This window comes from Pseudomonas sp. SGAir0191, assembly GCF_002812565.2.
GTDB lineage: Bacteria > Pseudomonadota > Gammaproteobacteria > Pseudomonadales > Pseudomonadaceae > Aquipseudomonas > Aquipseudomonas parafulva_B.
On record NZ_CP025035.2, the window covers coordinates 2,704,018 to 2,718,611 of the forward strand.

At 59.4% G+C, this 14,594-nt stretch carries 11 protein-coding genes; 6 read left to right on the forward strand and 5 right to left on the reverse strand.

All coding sequences use genetic code 11. The features are described from left to right. Positions 1–107: 107 nt before the first annotated feature. The 3 genes from CWR53_RS12090 to CWR53_RS12100 all read right to left on the reverse strand — a co-directional run bounded on the left by CWR53_RS12090 (position 108) and on the right by CWR53_RS12100 (position 4,388). Entirely contained in the window at positions 108–2,300 is a 2,193-nt protein-coding gene (locus CWR53_RS12090; protein WP_100851624.1) for a malate synthase G, read from the reverse strand. An 80-nt stretch (positions 2,301–2,380) separates the two neighbouring features. Further along, positions 2,381–3,646 carry a glycine hydroxymethyltransferase gene (locus CWR53_RS12095; RefSeq protein WP_100851625.1) on the reverse strand — a complete coding sequence of 422 codons (1,266 nt, stop codon included), beginning with the start codon at positions 3,644–3,646 and terminating at the stop codon, positions 2,381–2,383. Between the two features lie 7 nt (positions 3,647–3,653). Continuing rightward, the gene (locus CWR53_RS12100) at positions 3,654–4,388 is read right to left on the reverse strand and encodes a GntR family transcriptional regulator (RefSeq protein ID WP_100851626.1); all 735 of its coding nucleotides are present in this window, start codon (positions 4,386–4,388) and stop codon (positions 3,654–3,656) included. Positions 4,389–4,541: 153 nt separating this feature from the next. On the opposite strand from CWR53_RS12100, the gene CWR53_RS12105 reads away from it, so the two are divergent. The 3 genes from CWR53_RS12105 (at position 4,542) to CWR53_RS12115 (ending at position 7,966) form a co-directional block, all read left to right on the forward strand. After that, entirely contained in the window at positions 4,542–5,753 is a 1,212-nt protein-coding gene (locus tag CWR53_RS12105; RefSeq protein ID WP_100851627.1) for an alanine--glyoxylate aminotransferase family protein, read from the forward strand. A 99-nt stretch (positions 5,754–5,852) separates the two neighbouring features. Next, positions 5,853–7,151, forward strand: a complete 1,299-nt coding sequence (locus tag CWR53_RS12110; RefSeq protein ID WP_100851628.1) for an MFS transporter — start codon at positions 5,853–5,855, stop codon at positions 7,149–7,151. A 50-nt stretch (positions 7,152–7,201) separates the two neighbouring features. Continuing rightward, on the forward strand, positions 7,202–7,966 hold the full coding sequence (locus tag CWR53_RS12115; RefSeq protein WP_100851629.1) for a 2-keto-4-pentenoate hydratase: 765 nt from the start codon (positions 7,202–7,204) through the stop codon (positions 7,964–7,966). A gap of 117 nt (positions 7,967–8,083) precedes the next feature. On the opposite strand, the gene CWR53_RS12120 is transcribed toward CWR53_RS12115, so the two are convergent. Together CWR53_RS12120 and CWR53_RS12125 are read right to left on the reverse strand one after the other, a co-directional pair. Next, entirely contained in the window at positions 8,084–9,751 is a 1,668-nt protein-coding gene (locus CWR53_RS12120; protein WP_100851630.1) for an NAD-dependent malic enzyme, read from the reverse strand. 63 nt (positions 9,752–9,814) lie between these two features. Further along, positions 9,815–10,738: a LysR family transcriptional regulator gene (locus tag CWR53_RS12125; RefSeq protein ID WP_100851631.1), complete on the reverse strand. Its 924-nt coding sequence runs from the start codon at positions 10,736–10,738 to the stop codon at positions 9,815–9,817. A gap of 112 nt (positions 10,739–10,850) precedes the next feature. Here CWR53_RS12125 and gcl point away from each other — a divergent pair, with 112 nt between their 5' ends. From gcl to CWR53_RS12140, 3 genes are all read left to right on the forward strand, one after another. Then, positions 10,851–12,629 carry a glyoxylate carboligase gene (gene gcl / locus CWR53_RS12130; RefSeq protein ID WP_100851632.1) on the forward strand — a complete coding sequence of 593 codons (1,779 nt, stop codon included), beginning with the start codon at positions 10,851–10,853 and terminating at the stop codon, positions 12,627–12,629. Between the two features lie 19 nt (positions 12,630–12,648). After that, the gene (gene hyi / locus CWR53_RS12135; RefSeq protein WP_100851633.1) at positions 12,649–13,431 is read left to right on the forward strand and encodes a hydroxypyruvate isomerase; all 783 of its coding nucleotides are present in this window, start codon (positions 12,649–12,651) and stop codon (positions 13,429–13,431) included. A 182-nt stretch (positions 13,432–13,613) separates the two neighbouring features. Continuing rightward, positions 13,614–14,507 (forward strand): 2-hydroxy-3-oxopropionate reductase, encoded by an 894-nt coding sequence (locus CWR53_RS12140; protein ID WP_100851634.1) that lies wholly within the window; start codon positions 13,614–13,616, stop codon positions 14,505–14,507. Positions 14,508–14,594 lie beyond the last annotated feature (87 nt).

Consider the following 14,594-nt stretch of genomic DNA (forward strand, 5'->3'; position numbering starts at 1 on the left):
GGTCTTCGGCTACCCCCAAACAGGGATAGCCTTAACCATGGACTCACTTTCCTACCATCGATAGCCCGTGGCGACAGGCAACGACAACAGACCACAGCGCGTCCAAATCACCACCCGTTCTTCGCCACAGATTCTTTATGAATTTGCCTGTGACGGTGGAGAAGCGGCTCCGTGTATCCGTTAGGTTGCTCCTGCCCTTCAAACACCAAGGCACACGCCGTTGCGAAGGCCAACGACGTCTCATAATCAGGCGCCATTGGTCGATAGTGGGGATCAGCTGAATTCTGGATATCCACGATCGCTGCCATGCGCTTGAGGGCAGACATCGCTTGTTCATTGGAGATCACGCCATGCTTAAGCCAGTTAGCCATGTGTTGACTGGATATCCTCAAGGTCGCGCGATCTTCCATCAGCCCAACGTTATGGATGTCAGGCACTTTGGAGCAGCCGATCCCTTGATCGACCCAACGAACCACATAACCCAGCAATCCTTGAGCATTGTTTTCCAGTTCCTCGATAACGGCTTGTGGTTCCCAGTCAGTGGCATGGCCCACGGGGATTTCCAGCAGCTCATCTTGCAAACGGGACAATTCGCCGGAATCGAAATCCTCCAAGAGGCGGCTCTGTACTTGCGCCACATCGACCTGATGGTAATGCATCGCGTGCAAGGTAGCCGCCGTGGGCGATGGCACCCAGGCTGTACTTGCACCTGATGAAGGGTGCGCGATCTTCTGTTCGAGCATGGCTCGCATCAAGTCCGGCATTGCCCACATGCCCTTGCCAATCTGCGCGCGACCGTGCAGCCCGCATTCAAGCCCGGTGAGCACATTGTTGCGCTCGTAGGCTTGCAACCAGCGGCTCGACTTCATGTCGCCCTTGCGTAACATGGGGCCTGCTTCCATCAGGCTGTGCATCTCGTCACCGGTGCGATCCAGAAAGCCGGTGTTGATGAACACCAGGCGGTCGGTGGCCTCGCCTATGCAGGCTTTCAGGTTGAGCGTGGTGCGGCGTTCCTCATCCATGATGCCCATTTTCAGCGTGTAGGCGGCGAGCCCCAACATCTGCTCGACACGAAGGAACAACTGCGCCGTGAAGGCGACCTCTTCCGGGCCATGCATCTTCGGTTTGACGATGTAAATGCTGCCGTTACGAGAGTTTCGGCGATGTTTCAGATCATGCATGGCCGCGAGACTGGTGACCACGGCATCGAGTATGCCTTCGGGGACTTCCTTGCCGTCCTTATCGAGAAGCGCCGGCGTCGTCATTAAATGGCCGACATTGCGCACCAGCATCAGCGCGGTGCCGGGCAGGTTCAAACAGCGGCCGTCGGGCGTTGTCCAGGTACGATCAGGGTTGAGCTTGCGGGTCTGGCTACGGCCGTTTTTTTCCAGCGTTTCGCTAAGATTGCCTTTCATCAGGCCGAGCCAGTTGCGATACACCACGACTTTGTCTGCGGCATCGACGGCGGCGACCGAGTCCTCACAATCCATGATGGTGGTCAACGCGGCCTCCAGCACCACGTCCTTGATCTGCGCCGGATCATCGCTGCCGATCGGCGTGTCGCCATCGATCTGAATCTCGATATGCAATCCGTTATTCACGAACAGCAAAGCGATGGGGGCATCGACTGCGCCCTGATAGCCCAGCCATTGCCGGGGATCTTTCAGCGTGGTGACAGCGCCATCGGCCAGGCCGATCTGCATTTGACCCTCCACCAGCCGATACCCAGTCGAACCCACATGGCTGCCCGCCGCCAAGGGCAGTGTGCGGTCGAGAAATTCTCGGGTGAATGCCACGACCTGCCTGGCGTGAACCCTGTTGAACCCGCCTGTGCTGCCAGAGCTGGCTGCCTGGGAAATCACATCCGTGCCGTACAAGGCATCGTACAGCGAGCCCCAACGAGCGTTGGCAGCATTGAGCGCGTAGCGCGCGTTCATGACCGGCACGACCAATTGCGGACCTGCCTGTACAGCGATCTCATCATCAACATTGGCGGTGCTGACCGCGACCTCGGCCGGAGCCGGCTGCAAATAGCCAATACGTTGTAGAAAAGTGCGGTAAGCCGTTTTGTCCTGCACAGGGCCTGGGTGTTCACGGTGCCAGGCGTCCAGTTGCGCCTGTAACGAATCCCGCTTGCGCAGAAGCGCTGCGTTCAAGGGCGCAAGTTCGTGCACCAAGCGATCGAAAGCTTGCCAGAAACGCTCACCGTCGATGCCGGTACCCGGGATGACCTCGTCTTCGATGAAATGCAAAAGCTGCGGTGCGACAGCCAACCCACCTCGGTGCAGATAATCGGTCATGTAGCTCCTCGCTGCGCCTTCGAACGGCGCTGTTTTTGTTGTATCGGAGCCCACAGTGTCAACTATTTTGTATTTTGAATTCAATATTCATTTTGCAACTGCATGGTCAAATGGGTTTGTCGCATCAACACCTCAACCCGCTTGCGAATCACAGTACTACTCGCAGCAGGGTCAACGCACAAGCGGCCACAAGGAGCACGGCGCAGAACCTGGGCCAGCAGCTGGGCCACCGCCTGCATGCTCCGAGTGCCCATACCCTGTCGGGTAATGAACTGTGTGCCCAGGCGCAAGGCGCTGTGGCCCAGGCGCGAGGGGTCGACGCAGGTGCCGATGAGAATCCCGTGGGTTTGCAGCGCCAGCATCGTGTCGCGCGGGTCGATATCGGCAGCCAACGGCAACAGCAGTTGGTGGGTATGGGTTTCGCCCGCTCCGGCCCCTGACACTGGCAAGCCTGCGGCCTCTAGCGCCGCATGCAACGCCGCGCTATTGCTGACGATAGCGCTGGCATACGCAGCACCATCGGCCAACGCTTCTTCAAGTGTGAGCAGCAGCGAAGGCAAGCGACCGGCGTCGTAGTTGGCAAGCATCTGGGCATCAAGCAGGTCGCGCAAGGTTTGCCCATCCTGCGCGGAGCGCCCCAGCACGAGACCTTGAGGACGCCCGGGCAACGTCTTGTAGGTGGAACTGCTGATCAGGTCGACCCCGGCATCGAAGGGATTGGGATAGACGCCCCCTGCGATCAGGCCGAGTACGTGAGAGGCGTCGAACAGGGTCTTGGCACCCGCCGCCTTCGCCGCGCGCACCACAGGTGCAATGTCGTCTGCCTTGAGCATCACACTGCGCCCTAGTACCACCAGCCTGGGTTGCGTGCTTTCAATCAGTTCGACGGTGCGGATCGTATCGAGTTGGCAAGCTGTAGTGTCGAACGGCAAATCCTCGACCAGCAAACCAGCCAACTGTGGCGTTCCTGCGCGGCGTTGGCTCAAATGCCCGCCGTGCTCAGCAGCTGGCGCCAGTATGCGATCCCCCGGCTTACAGAAAGCGTGATAGATCGCCAGGTTGGCCAACGTGCAGCTGGGCAGCCGCACTTCCGCCCACGCGGCGTTGAACAGACGCATTGCCGCATGACTCGCGCGCGTCTCCAGTTCACTGACCAGGTCGGCTTCCGGCTGCTCCTTGAAAAAGGACGGACCCATCGCCGGGTACGCACTCAGGGCGGGGTTGTATGCATCCATCGCCGCGGGGCTGGGCAGGTTCGCCCCGGCATAGAGCATCAAGCGCCGAAACTGTAATTCAGGCAAGCGACCGGCACAGGCGCTCAACAGATCATGAGAGTCAGAGGTCATGGTTCATTCAAGCTCCCTGCTGATGAATCGACTCAGGTTGTTCAGCTTCCGCACGCACCATCAGCAAGATCGCATCGCGCTTTTCCAGCAGGTGGTGATGCAGAATATGGCTCAGGCGCTTGCCATCACGCGCCTCCAGGGCAACGATCATTTCTTCGTGATCGTGCAACGCCCGTTCCCACTTGGGTGCTTGATGGTTGGAGCGAAAGCGCAAGGCATGGATACGTCGGTTCAACGACAGGTACACCTGACGCAAAGCCGAGTTGCGCGCAGCCAGATTGATCATGTCGTGAATACTGCGGTTTCGGTGGTAGTACCCTGGCAGGTCGTTCTGATTCTTGCTGACCACCATGGCGTAATGCAGGGCCTTGATCTCCTCCACCTCCTGGTCGGTGATGCGTTCGCATGCCAACTCGCCGGCAAACGCTTCGATCCCGCTCATCAATTCGAACGTCTCTCGAATCTCCTCCTCAGACATGCGCGAAACGCTTGCGCCACGGTTCGGGCTGATCTCGATGAGACCTTCCATTGCCAGCACCTTCAGCGCCTCTCGCAGGGGTGTCCGGGAGATACCCAGTGTGTCGCACAACTCGCGTTCGTTCAGTTTTTTGCCAGGGGCGAGAACACCTTCGGTAATAAACCCCCGCAGATGCTCTACGACCGTGTCGTGCAGGCGTTGGCGTTCGACCTTGGGCATGAGCCTGGGCAGATTGGATGTAATGGGTTCGCTGCTATTTTGCATTCAATTTCCTCACGGCAAGCGGTTGAATTCAGGGCTGTTATTCTAAATTGACCCGTATTTACAGGGATTCTAGTCCAAATTTCTGCGTTGACAGGGGCAACGGCCGTGCTAACGTATTTTGCATTCAAAATACAAAAACAAAAGGAGTCACCGATGTTGAAGCTCGATTTCCATCCCGCCGGTCGTCATTTCCTGCAGATCCCTGGTCCTAGCCCGGTGCCGGATCGCATCCTGCGCGCTATGAGCTACCCAACCATCGACCACCGCGGGCCTGAGTTCGGCGAACTTGGACTCAAGGTGCTCGATGGCATCAAGAAAATTTTCAAGACCGTGCATCCCGTGGTCATCTACCCCGCATCGGGTACAGGCGCCTGGGAGGCAGCACTGTGCAACACCCTGAGTGCCGGGGACGAAGTGCTGATGTTCGAAACCGGCCATTTCGCCACCTTGTGGCAGAAGATGGCTACCAGCCTGGGTCTGAAGCCCCAGTTCATCGGCCGTCCGGGTATCGAAGGCTGGCGCGGCGGCGTCGATGCCTCGATGATCGAAAGCCACCTTCGCGCCGATGCTGGTCACCGCATCAAGGCCGTCTGCGTGGTGCACAACGAAACCAGCACCGGCGTCACCTCCGACATTGCCGCCGTGCGCAAGGCGATCGATGCCGCTGGCCACCCTGCCCTGTTGCTGGTGGACACCATTTCCGGGCTCGCCTCGGCGGACTACCGCCATGACGAGTGGGGCGTGGATGTCACGGTATCCGGTTCGCAGAAAGGCTTGATGCTGCCACCGGGCATCAGCTTCAACGCGTTGTCCCCGAAAGCCATCGAAGCGAGCAAGCAGGCGAAGCTGCCACGCAGTTTCTGGGGCTGGGACGAGATCGTCGAGATGAACAAGACCGGCTACTGGCCCTACACGCCTAACACCAACCTGCTGTATGGGCTGGCGGAAGCCCTGGACATGATTCTCGGCGAGGGGCTGGACAACGTGTTCAGCCGTCATCAACGCCTGGCTCAGGCCTGCCGTACAGCTGTGAGTGCGTGGGGCCTGGAGATCCAGTGCGCTGATCCGAGCGTATACAGCCCCGTGCTGACGGGTGTGATGACCCCAGAAGGCATCGATGCCGACAGCGTGCGCAAGGTGATCTACGAGCGCTTTGACATGTCGCTGGGAACGGGCCTGGGCAAGATGAAAGGCCGCATGTTCCGCATCGGTCACCTGGGTGACTGCAATGACTTGACGCTGATGGCAACGCTGACGGGCTGCGAGATGGGCCTGCAACTGGCAGGCGTCAAGCTGCAATCCAGCGGTGTACTGGCAGCCATGGATTACCTGGGAGGGCAATCAGTGCCGCTGCGCCGCGAGTGATGTGATAAGCGCTGCGGCCCCGCCGCAGCGCGTTGAATCGACTGACTATCCCGAAACCTCGCGTTGTCGGCGAGAACAATAAGAAAGTGGAGATAGAACATGAAGTTTTTACGTCTGCGCCCCACCACGGTGGTGCTGTTCATGCTATGCGCCATGTACTTCATCACCTACCTGGACCGCGTCAATGTCAGCACCGCCGCTGTCGGTTTGGGCCCCGAGTTCAATCTGAGCAAAACCGAAATCGGCATCGTCTTTTCTGCTTTCGCCTATCCCTACCTGGTCTTTCAAATCATCGGCGGTTGGGTCAGCGACCGCTTCGGTGCCAAACGCACGCTGGTGTTCTGCGGACTGGTCTGGGCTGCCGCCACGGTCATGACCGGCCTCGCCGGGGGTTTCGTTTCCCTCATCATCGCCCGGGTATTGCTCGGGCTGGGTGAAGGGGCCACCTTCCCGGCCGCGACCGCGGCCATGTCGCGCTGGGTTCCCAAGGAAAAACGCGGATTCGCCCAAGGCATCACCCATGCATTCGCCCGGTTGGGTAACGCCCTGGCACCAGCCGCCATGATCGCGATCATGGCGGCGTACGGCTGGCGCGAGTCGTTTTACGTGTGTGCAGTCATCAGCTTCGTCTGGGTCGGCCTTTGGGCGCTGGTGTTTACCGATCTGCCAAAGAACCATCCACGCATTTCGCAACAGGAGCTGGACTCGCTGCCGGCGCCCAAGGCCAAGAACAAGCATCCACTGCCTTGGGGGCGCCTGTTCAAACGCATGGCGCCGGTGACCATTGTCTACTTCTGTTACGGCTGGACGTTATGGTTGCTGCTTAGCTGGGTGCCCATGTACTTCATGAACCTGGGGCTGGACCTCAAAGGCACCGCAATCTTCGCTTCTGCGGTATTTTTTGGTGGTGTGGTCGGCGATACGCTGGGTGGCATTGTCAGTGACCGGATCTACGCAAGAACCAAGAACCTTAACAAGGCCCGCAGCCGCATGGTCGCCATCTGCCTGAGCCTCACACTGCTCTCGCTGCTGCCGTTGATGTTCACCACCAACCTGCATGTTTCCCTGGCGTGCCTGGCCATCGGTTTCTTCTTCTCGGAAATGACCATTGGCCCGATGTGGGCCATCCCCATGGACATTGCACCAGACCACTCCGGGACGGCCAGCGGCATGATGAACACTGGCTCGGCCATGGCTGCGATCATAAGCCCGGTGGCGGCAGGCATGCTGATTGATGAGTTCAACAACTGGCAGCTGCCATTCCTCGTCAGCATCATCCTGCTGGCAATCGGTGTGCTGCTTTCCTTCCGCATGAAACCGCAGAACAAATTCGAATACGCAACGCCACCCGCGGAGCCGGCTAACGATCCTCAACCCTCTGCAGCCATCAGCAAGTAAACACATGGGCTCGCGCGTAAGTGCGCGGGCTTCTGACCAAGGAGCCTATCTTGAATACAGCAGTCAATTCTTCGCGCCTGGCGCAACTCATCGTCGAGGCTCAGCGCGAAGGCAATGCGCTGGGCGATCTCGAAGAAAATCTCTACCCAAAGGACTTCACCAGTGCATATCTGACGCAACAAGCTATCTTCAACCTGCGGGGGGTACAACCCGGCGGCTGGAAGGTGGGGTCGAAGTCTGCAACTGGCCCGATCCAGGGTTCACCCCTGCCGCTCGAGTGCATCCATACCCAAGCCCGGTCATTTGATCGTAACGCATACGCTCCGGCAGGCCTCGAACTGGAGATCGCCTTTCGCTTCAACCGAGCATTCGAGCCTCGCGACCATGACTACAGTGACGAGGAAGTGCTGGCGGGTATCGGAGAAATGGCCGCAGCGATCGAGATTGTCTCCAGCCGCTTCGCTGCCTGGCCAAAGGTCGAGCCACTGACTCAGTTGGCCGACCTGCTCAACCATGGCGCCCTGGTAGTGGGCGCATTCGTGCCATACCAGGAAGGGTTCCCGTTTGCACAGCCTGCTTTGGCATTCTCGTTCAATGGCGAGAGCATCGTACCTGGCGCCGTCGCCAACCCGGCCGGCGATCCACGCAGGTTGCTGCCGTGGCTCGTTAACCACCACACACGCCAGGGGCATGCACTGCCTAAAGACTTCGTGATCACGACAGGCTCGTTTACCGGCATGCACTTCGCTGATGGGCCAGGTGAACTGCGAGGCGAAATCGAAGGGCTACCGCCGGTGACGCTGTCGTTGACTTAACCACCCCGAGAGGCAGCTGTGACGACGAAAAAGCCAGGAAAATCTGGTTTTTTCGTATTCCAGGACTGACAAAAAACCCCGCATCAGCGGGGTTCCTGTGAACGCATCGAACATGCATCAGGCAGGTTCATAGCACCGATACTGAGGGTGCCAGAACATCGCCTCGATCGATTCACGAATCGTTTGCTCGTCCGTCTCCCCCGCTACACCGTCTTCGCACGCGGCTAGCGCTACGGCCAACGCGATCGCCTTGCTGACCGCCTGCACGTCGCTCATCGCAGGCAGCATCTCGCCAGCCATGGCCGAGGCAGCCAATGCTCTGGCCGAACTCATCAGCATCCCCTCGGTGACTCGCGTTGCGCGGCTGACGATCGTGCCCAGGCCAATACCCGGGAAAATGTAGGAGTTGTTGCATTGGGCGATCTTGAACGACCGGCCGGCCCACTCGACAGGCTGGATTGGGCTACCTGTGGCGATCAGTGCATTGCCCTCTGTCCATTCGAGAATGTCTGCAGGGTGGGCCTCGATTTGCGAGGTGGGGTTGGACAACGGCATCACGATGGGTTGCTTGCAGGCTCGATACAGGGTTTGGATGATTGGCTGTGTGAAGAGCCCTGCCTTGCCTGATACACCAATCAACACCGTGGGCCGTGCATTGGCCACGACTGCGTGGAGGTCCGGCCAGGCGCCTTGGTAGGTCCAGCCCGTCAATGTATCGGTCGCGTGGGCCAAGCGTGCCTGAAACGGATACAGACCTTCCTGCCGATCGGTGAGCAGCCCTTTACTGTTGAGCAGATAGACCTGGCGGCGAGCTTGGGCGTCGGTAATCCCCTCCTCGACCATCGCCTGGATGATCTGCTCGGCAATGCCACACCCGGCAGAGCCCGCACCCACGAATGCGATGGTTTGCTCGGACAGCTTTTCACCTTTGATTCGGCACGCTGCCAGCAAGGTTCCCACGGTAACAGCGGCGGTGCCTTGGATGTCATCGTTGAAGCAACACAGCCTGTCGCGGTACCGCTCCAGCAGCGGCATGGCATTGGCCAACGCGAAGTCTTCGAACTGTAGCAGCACGCCAGGCCAACGCTTTTGCACAGCAGTGACAAAAGCTTCAAGAAAATCGTCGTAAGCCGGGCCTCGGACCCTCGGTTGCTTGAGCCCAAGGTACTCGGGATCGTCGATCAAGGCTGGATTCTGTGTACCCACATCCAGCACAACAGGCAGTGTGTAGGCAGGGCTGATACCGCCGCATGCCGTGTAAAGCGAGAGCTTTCCGATCGGGATACCCATACCACCTATGCCTTGATCGCCCAGGCCCAAAATGCGCTCGCAATCGCTCACCACGATGACCTTGACGTTGTCCTTGGTCACATTCGCGAGGATCTGATCGATACGGTCCTGGTGCTCCAGCGAGATGAAGACACCGCGATGGCTGCGGTAGATTCTGGAAAAGTCCTGGCAAGCCTTGCCGACTGTCGGGGTGTAGATGATCGGCAACATCTCCTCGAGATGCGTCTCCACCAGCTGGTAGAAAAGCGTTTCGTTGCGGTCCTGTACGGAACGCAGGTAGACGTGCTTGTCCAAGGCCGTGGGCGCCTCGCTGAACTGGCGATAAGCCCTGGCTGCCTTTTCCTCGAGGGTTTCCACCCGAGCTGGGAGCAAGCCTTGCAATTCAAACAGCTCGCGCTCCCGCTCGGTAAAGGCCGTGCCCTTGTTCAGGAGCGGTGTTTCGAGCAGTGCAGGGCCACGAAATTTCACTGACAGCGGACGACGATTTACCGACATGGATAGCCTCTCTTGCTTTTTGTATTTTGAATTCAATATACCCGGCAATTGAGGAAAAGCAATTCACCCCGCCTGGGCACCGGTGTGATTCCAGTATCCAGGCGCGCTGTACACCTCCTTGAGGAAGTCGATGAAGCAGCGGGTTTTGGCCGGTAGCTGACGTTGCCGCGGCCACACCGCCTGAATGTCATAATCCGGCAACGCGTACTCATCCAGCACTGTCACCAATGCCCCCGCATCTAGCTCCGCCTGGATTTCCCAAGTGGAGCGCCAGCCTATGCCGACGCCCTGCTGCATCCAGGACGCCAACAACTCGCCATCGTTGCAGGCGAGATTGCCACTGACCTTCATGGCCACCAATCGCCCCTCTTTCATGAACGTCCAACCTCGCTGCTGGCCACCCTGCAGGGTGAACGCGAGGCAGTTATGGTTGGCCAGATCTTCAAGCGTCTGAGGCCTGCCGTGCCTGGCGAAATACGCTGGCGTGCCGCAAACGACTCGCCGGTTGGGGGACAGTTTGACTGCGACGTAGTTGGGGTCGCGTACTTCGCCAATCCGGATGCTGAGGTCGTAACCTTCGCTGACCAGGTCTACAACGCTGTCGGTAAGGTTGAAAGCCAGGCTGACGTTAGGAAAACGGCGCTGGAATTCCAATGCATGAGGCGCGACATGCGCGCGCCCAAAGGCTGCGGGTGCCGAGATCTGCAGGCTGCCCTTCACCAGGGAGGCACTGTTGCAGATCGCCGCCTCAAGGTCATCGAACTCCAGTAGTAACTGCTTGGCCCTCTCCAGCAGCTGCTCGCCAGTCGCGGTCAATGTCAACCCACGGGTGGAGCGGTGCATCAGCTTTACGCCAAGCCTTTTCTCCAGGCTGTCGAGCCTGCGGCCGAGAATGGCCGGTGTCACCCCTTCACTTAATGAAGCAGCGGCGAAGCTGCCTTTCTGTGCCACTTGAACAAAGCTCTGCAACTCAACATATCGCCCCATTGCATACCTCAGGTATCGACAGAAAGTAAATTTGTGGCCTTCAACAAGCCCTGCTTTTGAACCACCCTGCCACTCAATATCAAAAATATCGACCAGGGGACAGGAGATCATCATGGCGAGAATGAGAGCGATTGAGGCAGCTGTGCACGTACTGCGCCGCGAAGGTGTGGACGTTGCCTTCGGTATACCGGGGGCTGCGATCAACCCCTTCTATGCTGCAATGAAGTCAGTCGGTGGCATCGATCACGTCCTCGCTCGTCACGTCGAAGGCGCCTCGCACATGGCCGAGGGCTACACCCGTGCCAACCAAGGCAACATCGGCGTGTGCATCGGCACCTCCGGCCCAGCCGGCACCGACATGGTCACCGGCCTGTACAGCGCCTCGGCCGACTCCATCCCGATCCTCTGCATCACCGGCCAGGCGCCGCGTGCCCGCCTGCACAAGGAAGACTTCCAGGCTGTCGACATCACCAGCATCGTCAAGCCGGTGACCAAGTGGGCCACCACCGTTCTGGAGCCAGGCCAGGTGCCTTACGCCTTCCAGAAGGCCTTCCATGAAATGCGCACCGGCCGCCCAGGCCCTGTGCTGATCGACCTGCCGTTCGACGTGCAGATGGCCGAAATCGAATTCGACATCGACGCCTACGAACCGCTGGCCGTCAACAAGCCTTCCGCCACCCGCGCACAGGCCGAGAAAGCACTGGCCCTGCTCAATGACGCCGAGCGCCCACTGCTAGTAGCCGGTGGCGGCATCATCAATGCCGACGCCAGCGACAAGCTGGTCGAGTTCGCCGAACTGACCGGCGTGCCAGTGATCCCGACCCTGATGGGCTGGGGCACCATCCCCGACGACCACGCACAGATGGTCGGCATGGTCGGCCTGCAGACTTCGCACCGCTACGGCAACGCCACCCTGCTCAAATCCGACCTGGTGTTCGGTATCGGCAACCGCTGGGCCAACCGCCACACCGGTTCGGTCGATGTCTACACCGAAGGCCGCAAGTTCGTACACGTGGACATCGAGCCGACCCAGATCGGCCGAGTGTTCACCCCGGACCTGGGTATCGTTTCCGACGCCGGCAAGGCGCTGGACGTGTTCCTGGAAGTGGCCCGCGAGTGGAAAGCCGCTGGCAAGCTGAAGTGCCGCAAGGCCTGGCTGGAAGACTGCCAGCAGCGCAAAGCCAGCCAGCAGCGCAAGACCCACTTCGACAACGTGCCGGTCAAACCGCAGCGCGTGTACGAAGAGATGAACAAGGTGTTCGGCAAGGACACCACCTACGTCAGCACCATCGGCCTATCGCAGATTGCTGGCGCGCAGTTCCTGCACGTGTACAAGCCACGCCACTGGATCAACTGCGGTCAGGCTGGTCCGCTGGGTTGGACCATCCCTGCCGCACTCGGCGTGGTCAAGGCCGATCCAAAGCGCAAGGTCGTGGCGTTGTCGGGTGACTACGACTTCCAGTTCATGATCGAAGAACTGGCAGTCGGCGCGCAGTTCAACCTGCCGTACGTTCACGTGCTGGTGAACAACGCCTACCTGGGCCTGATCCGTCAGGCACAGCGTGGCTTCGACATGGATTACTGCGTGCAACTGGCATTTGAAAACATCAACGCCGAGGACGATGCATCCACTTATGGCGTCGACCATGTCGCCGTGGTCGAAGGCCTGGGCTGCAAGGCCATCCGCGTATTCGAACCGCATGCCATAGGCCCTGCCCTGCGCGAAGCTCAACGCATGACCGAACAGTATCGGGTTCCGGTAGTTGTCGAGGTCATCCTCGAGCGGGTCACCAATATCGCTATGGGCACCGAAATCAATGCCATAAACGAATTCGAGGAACTGGCTACCTCACATGCGGATGCACCCACGGCCGTAATCGGCTTGAAATAAAAATTCCAGGAGAGACCACATGCCACGATTTGCAGCCAACCTGTCGATGCTTTTTACCGAGCATGAGTTTATTTCACGTTTTCAGGCCGCAGCGAAGGCCGGTTTCAGTGGGGTCGAGTATCTGTTCCCCTATGATTACGACCCAGCCTCGATCAAACAACAGCTCGACGCCAACGGCCTGACACAGGTGCTGTTCAACCTGCCTGCGGGCGATTGGGCCAAGGGTGAGCGCGGTATCACCTGCCACCCCGACCGCGTGGAAGAGTTCCGCGCCGGTGTCGACAAGGCCATCGAATACGCCAAGGTGCTGGGCAACACCCAGGTCAACGCCCTGGCCGGCATTCGCCCACAGGGCCTGCAATGCGCCGATGTGCGCAAGACCTTCGTGGAAAACCTGCGCTACGCCGCCGACAAGCTGAAGGCCGCCGGGATCCGCCTGGTCATGGAAATGATCAACACCCGCGACATTCCGGGCTTCTACCTGAACACCACGAAACAGGCGCTGGAAATCCAGGCCGAAGTCGGCAGCGACAACCTGTTCCTGCAGTACGACATCTACCACATGCAGATCATGGAAGGTGACCTGGCGCGCACCATGGAAGCCAACCTGAAACTGATCAACCACATCCAGCTAGCCGACAACCCCGGCCGCAACGAACCCGGCACTGGCGAGATCAACTACCGCTTCCTGTTCGAGCACCTGGACCGCATCGGCTACCAGGGCTGGGTGGGCGCGGAATACAAGCCGCTGACCACCACCGAAGCGGGCCTGGGCTGGCTGAAGACGCACAACGCAATCTAAGGGCTGAACACAGGCCTCAGGGAAACACCAGACACTGTGGGAGCGGGTTCACCCGCGAATGCGATGTTGGCTTCACTGCCGATTTCGCGGGTAAACCCGCTCCCACAGGGTTCAGTGTTCCATAGGAGTGCTTGTGCGGCCTGCTCCATCGAGACTCGACAAATATAAAGAGGTAATTTCTCATGGCTAAAATCGGTTTCCTCGGCACCGGCATCATGGGCAAGCCCATGGCGCAGAACCTGCAGAAAGCAGGCCACAGCATCTTCGTTTCCACCCACCACGACGCGGCCCCAGCCGACCTGATCGCCGCTGGCGCAATTGCCCTGGCCAACCCAAAAGAAGTGGCTCAGGAAGCCGAGTTCATCATCGTCATGGTGCCGGACACCCCACAGGTCGAAAGCGTCCTGTTCGGTGAAAACGGCGTCGCCGAAGGTGTGGGCCCGAACAAGGTGGTGATCGACATGAGCTCGATCTCCCCTACCGCCACCAAAGCCTTCGCCGAGAAGATCAAGGCCACCGGCGCCGCCTACCTGGACGCCCCGGTGTCCGGCGGTGAAGTCGGTGCCAAGGCCGCGACCCTGAGCATCATGGTCGGTGGCTGCCCGAAAGCCTTCGAGCGCGCTCAGCCGCTGTTCGAAGCCATGGGCAAGAACATCACCCGCGTCGGTGGCAACGGCGACGGCCAGACCGCCAAGGTCGCCAACCAGATCATCGTCGCCCTGAACATTCAGGCGGTGGCCGAAGCCCTGCTGTTCGCTGCCAAGAACGGCGCCGACCCAGCCAAGGTGCGTGAAGCCCTGATGGGTGGCTTCGCTTCGTCGAAGATCCTCGAAGTGCACGCCGAACGCATGATCAAAGGCACCTTCGACCCAGGTTTCCGCATCAACCTGCACCAGAAGGACCTCAACCTGGCCCTGCAAGGCGCCAAGGAACTGGGCATCAACCTGCCCAACACCTCCAATGCCCAACAAGTGTTCAACACCTGCCAGGCCCTGGGCGGCGGCAACTGGGACCACTCGGCACTGATCAAAGGCCTGGAGCACATGGCCAACTTCTCGATCCGCGACGAAAAGTAACGCTACGCCTAGTCCCATAGGCCTGTTCGCACTCGCACGCGAACAGGCCCATTCCAGCGGTTCAATGAAGGATATGTAACTTGCGAC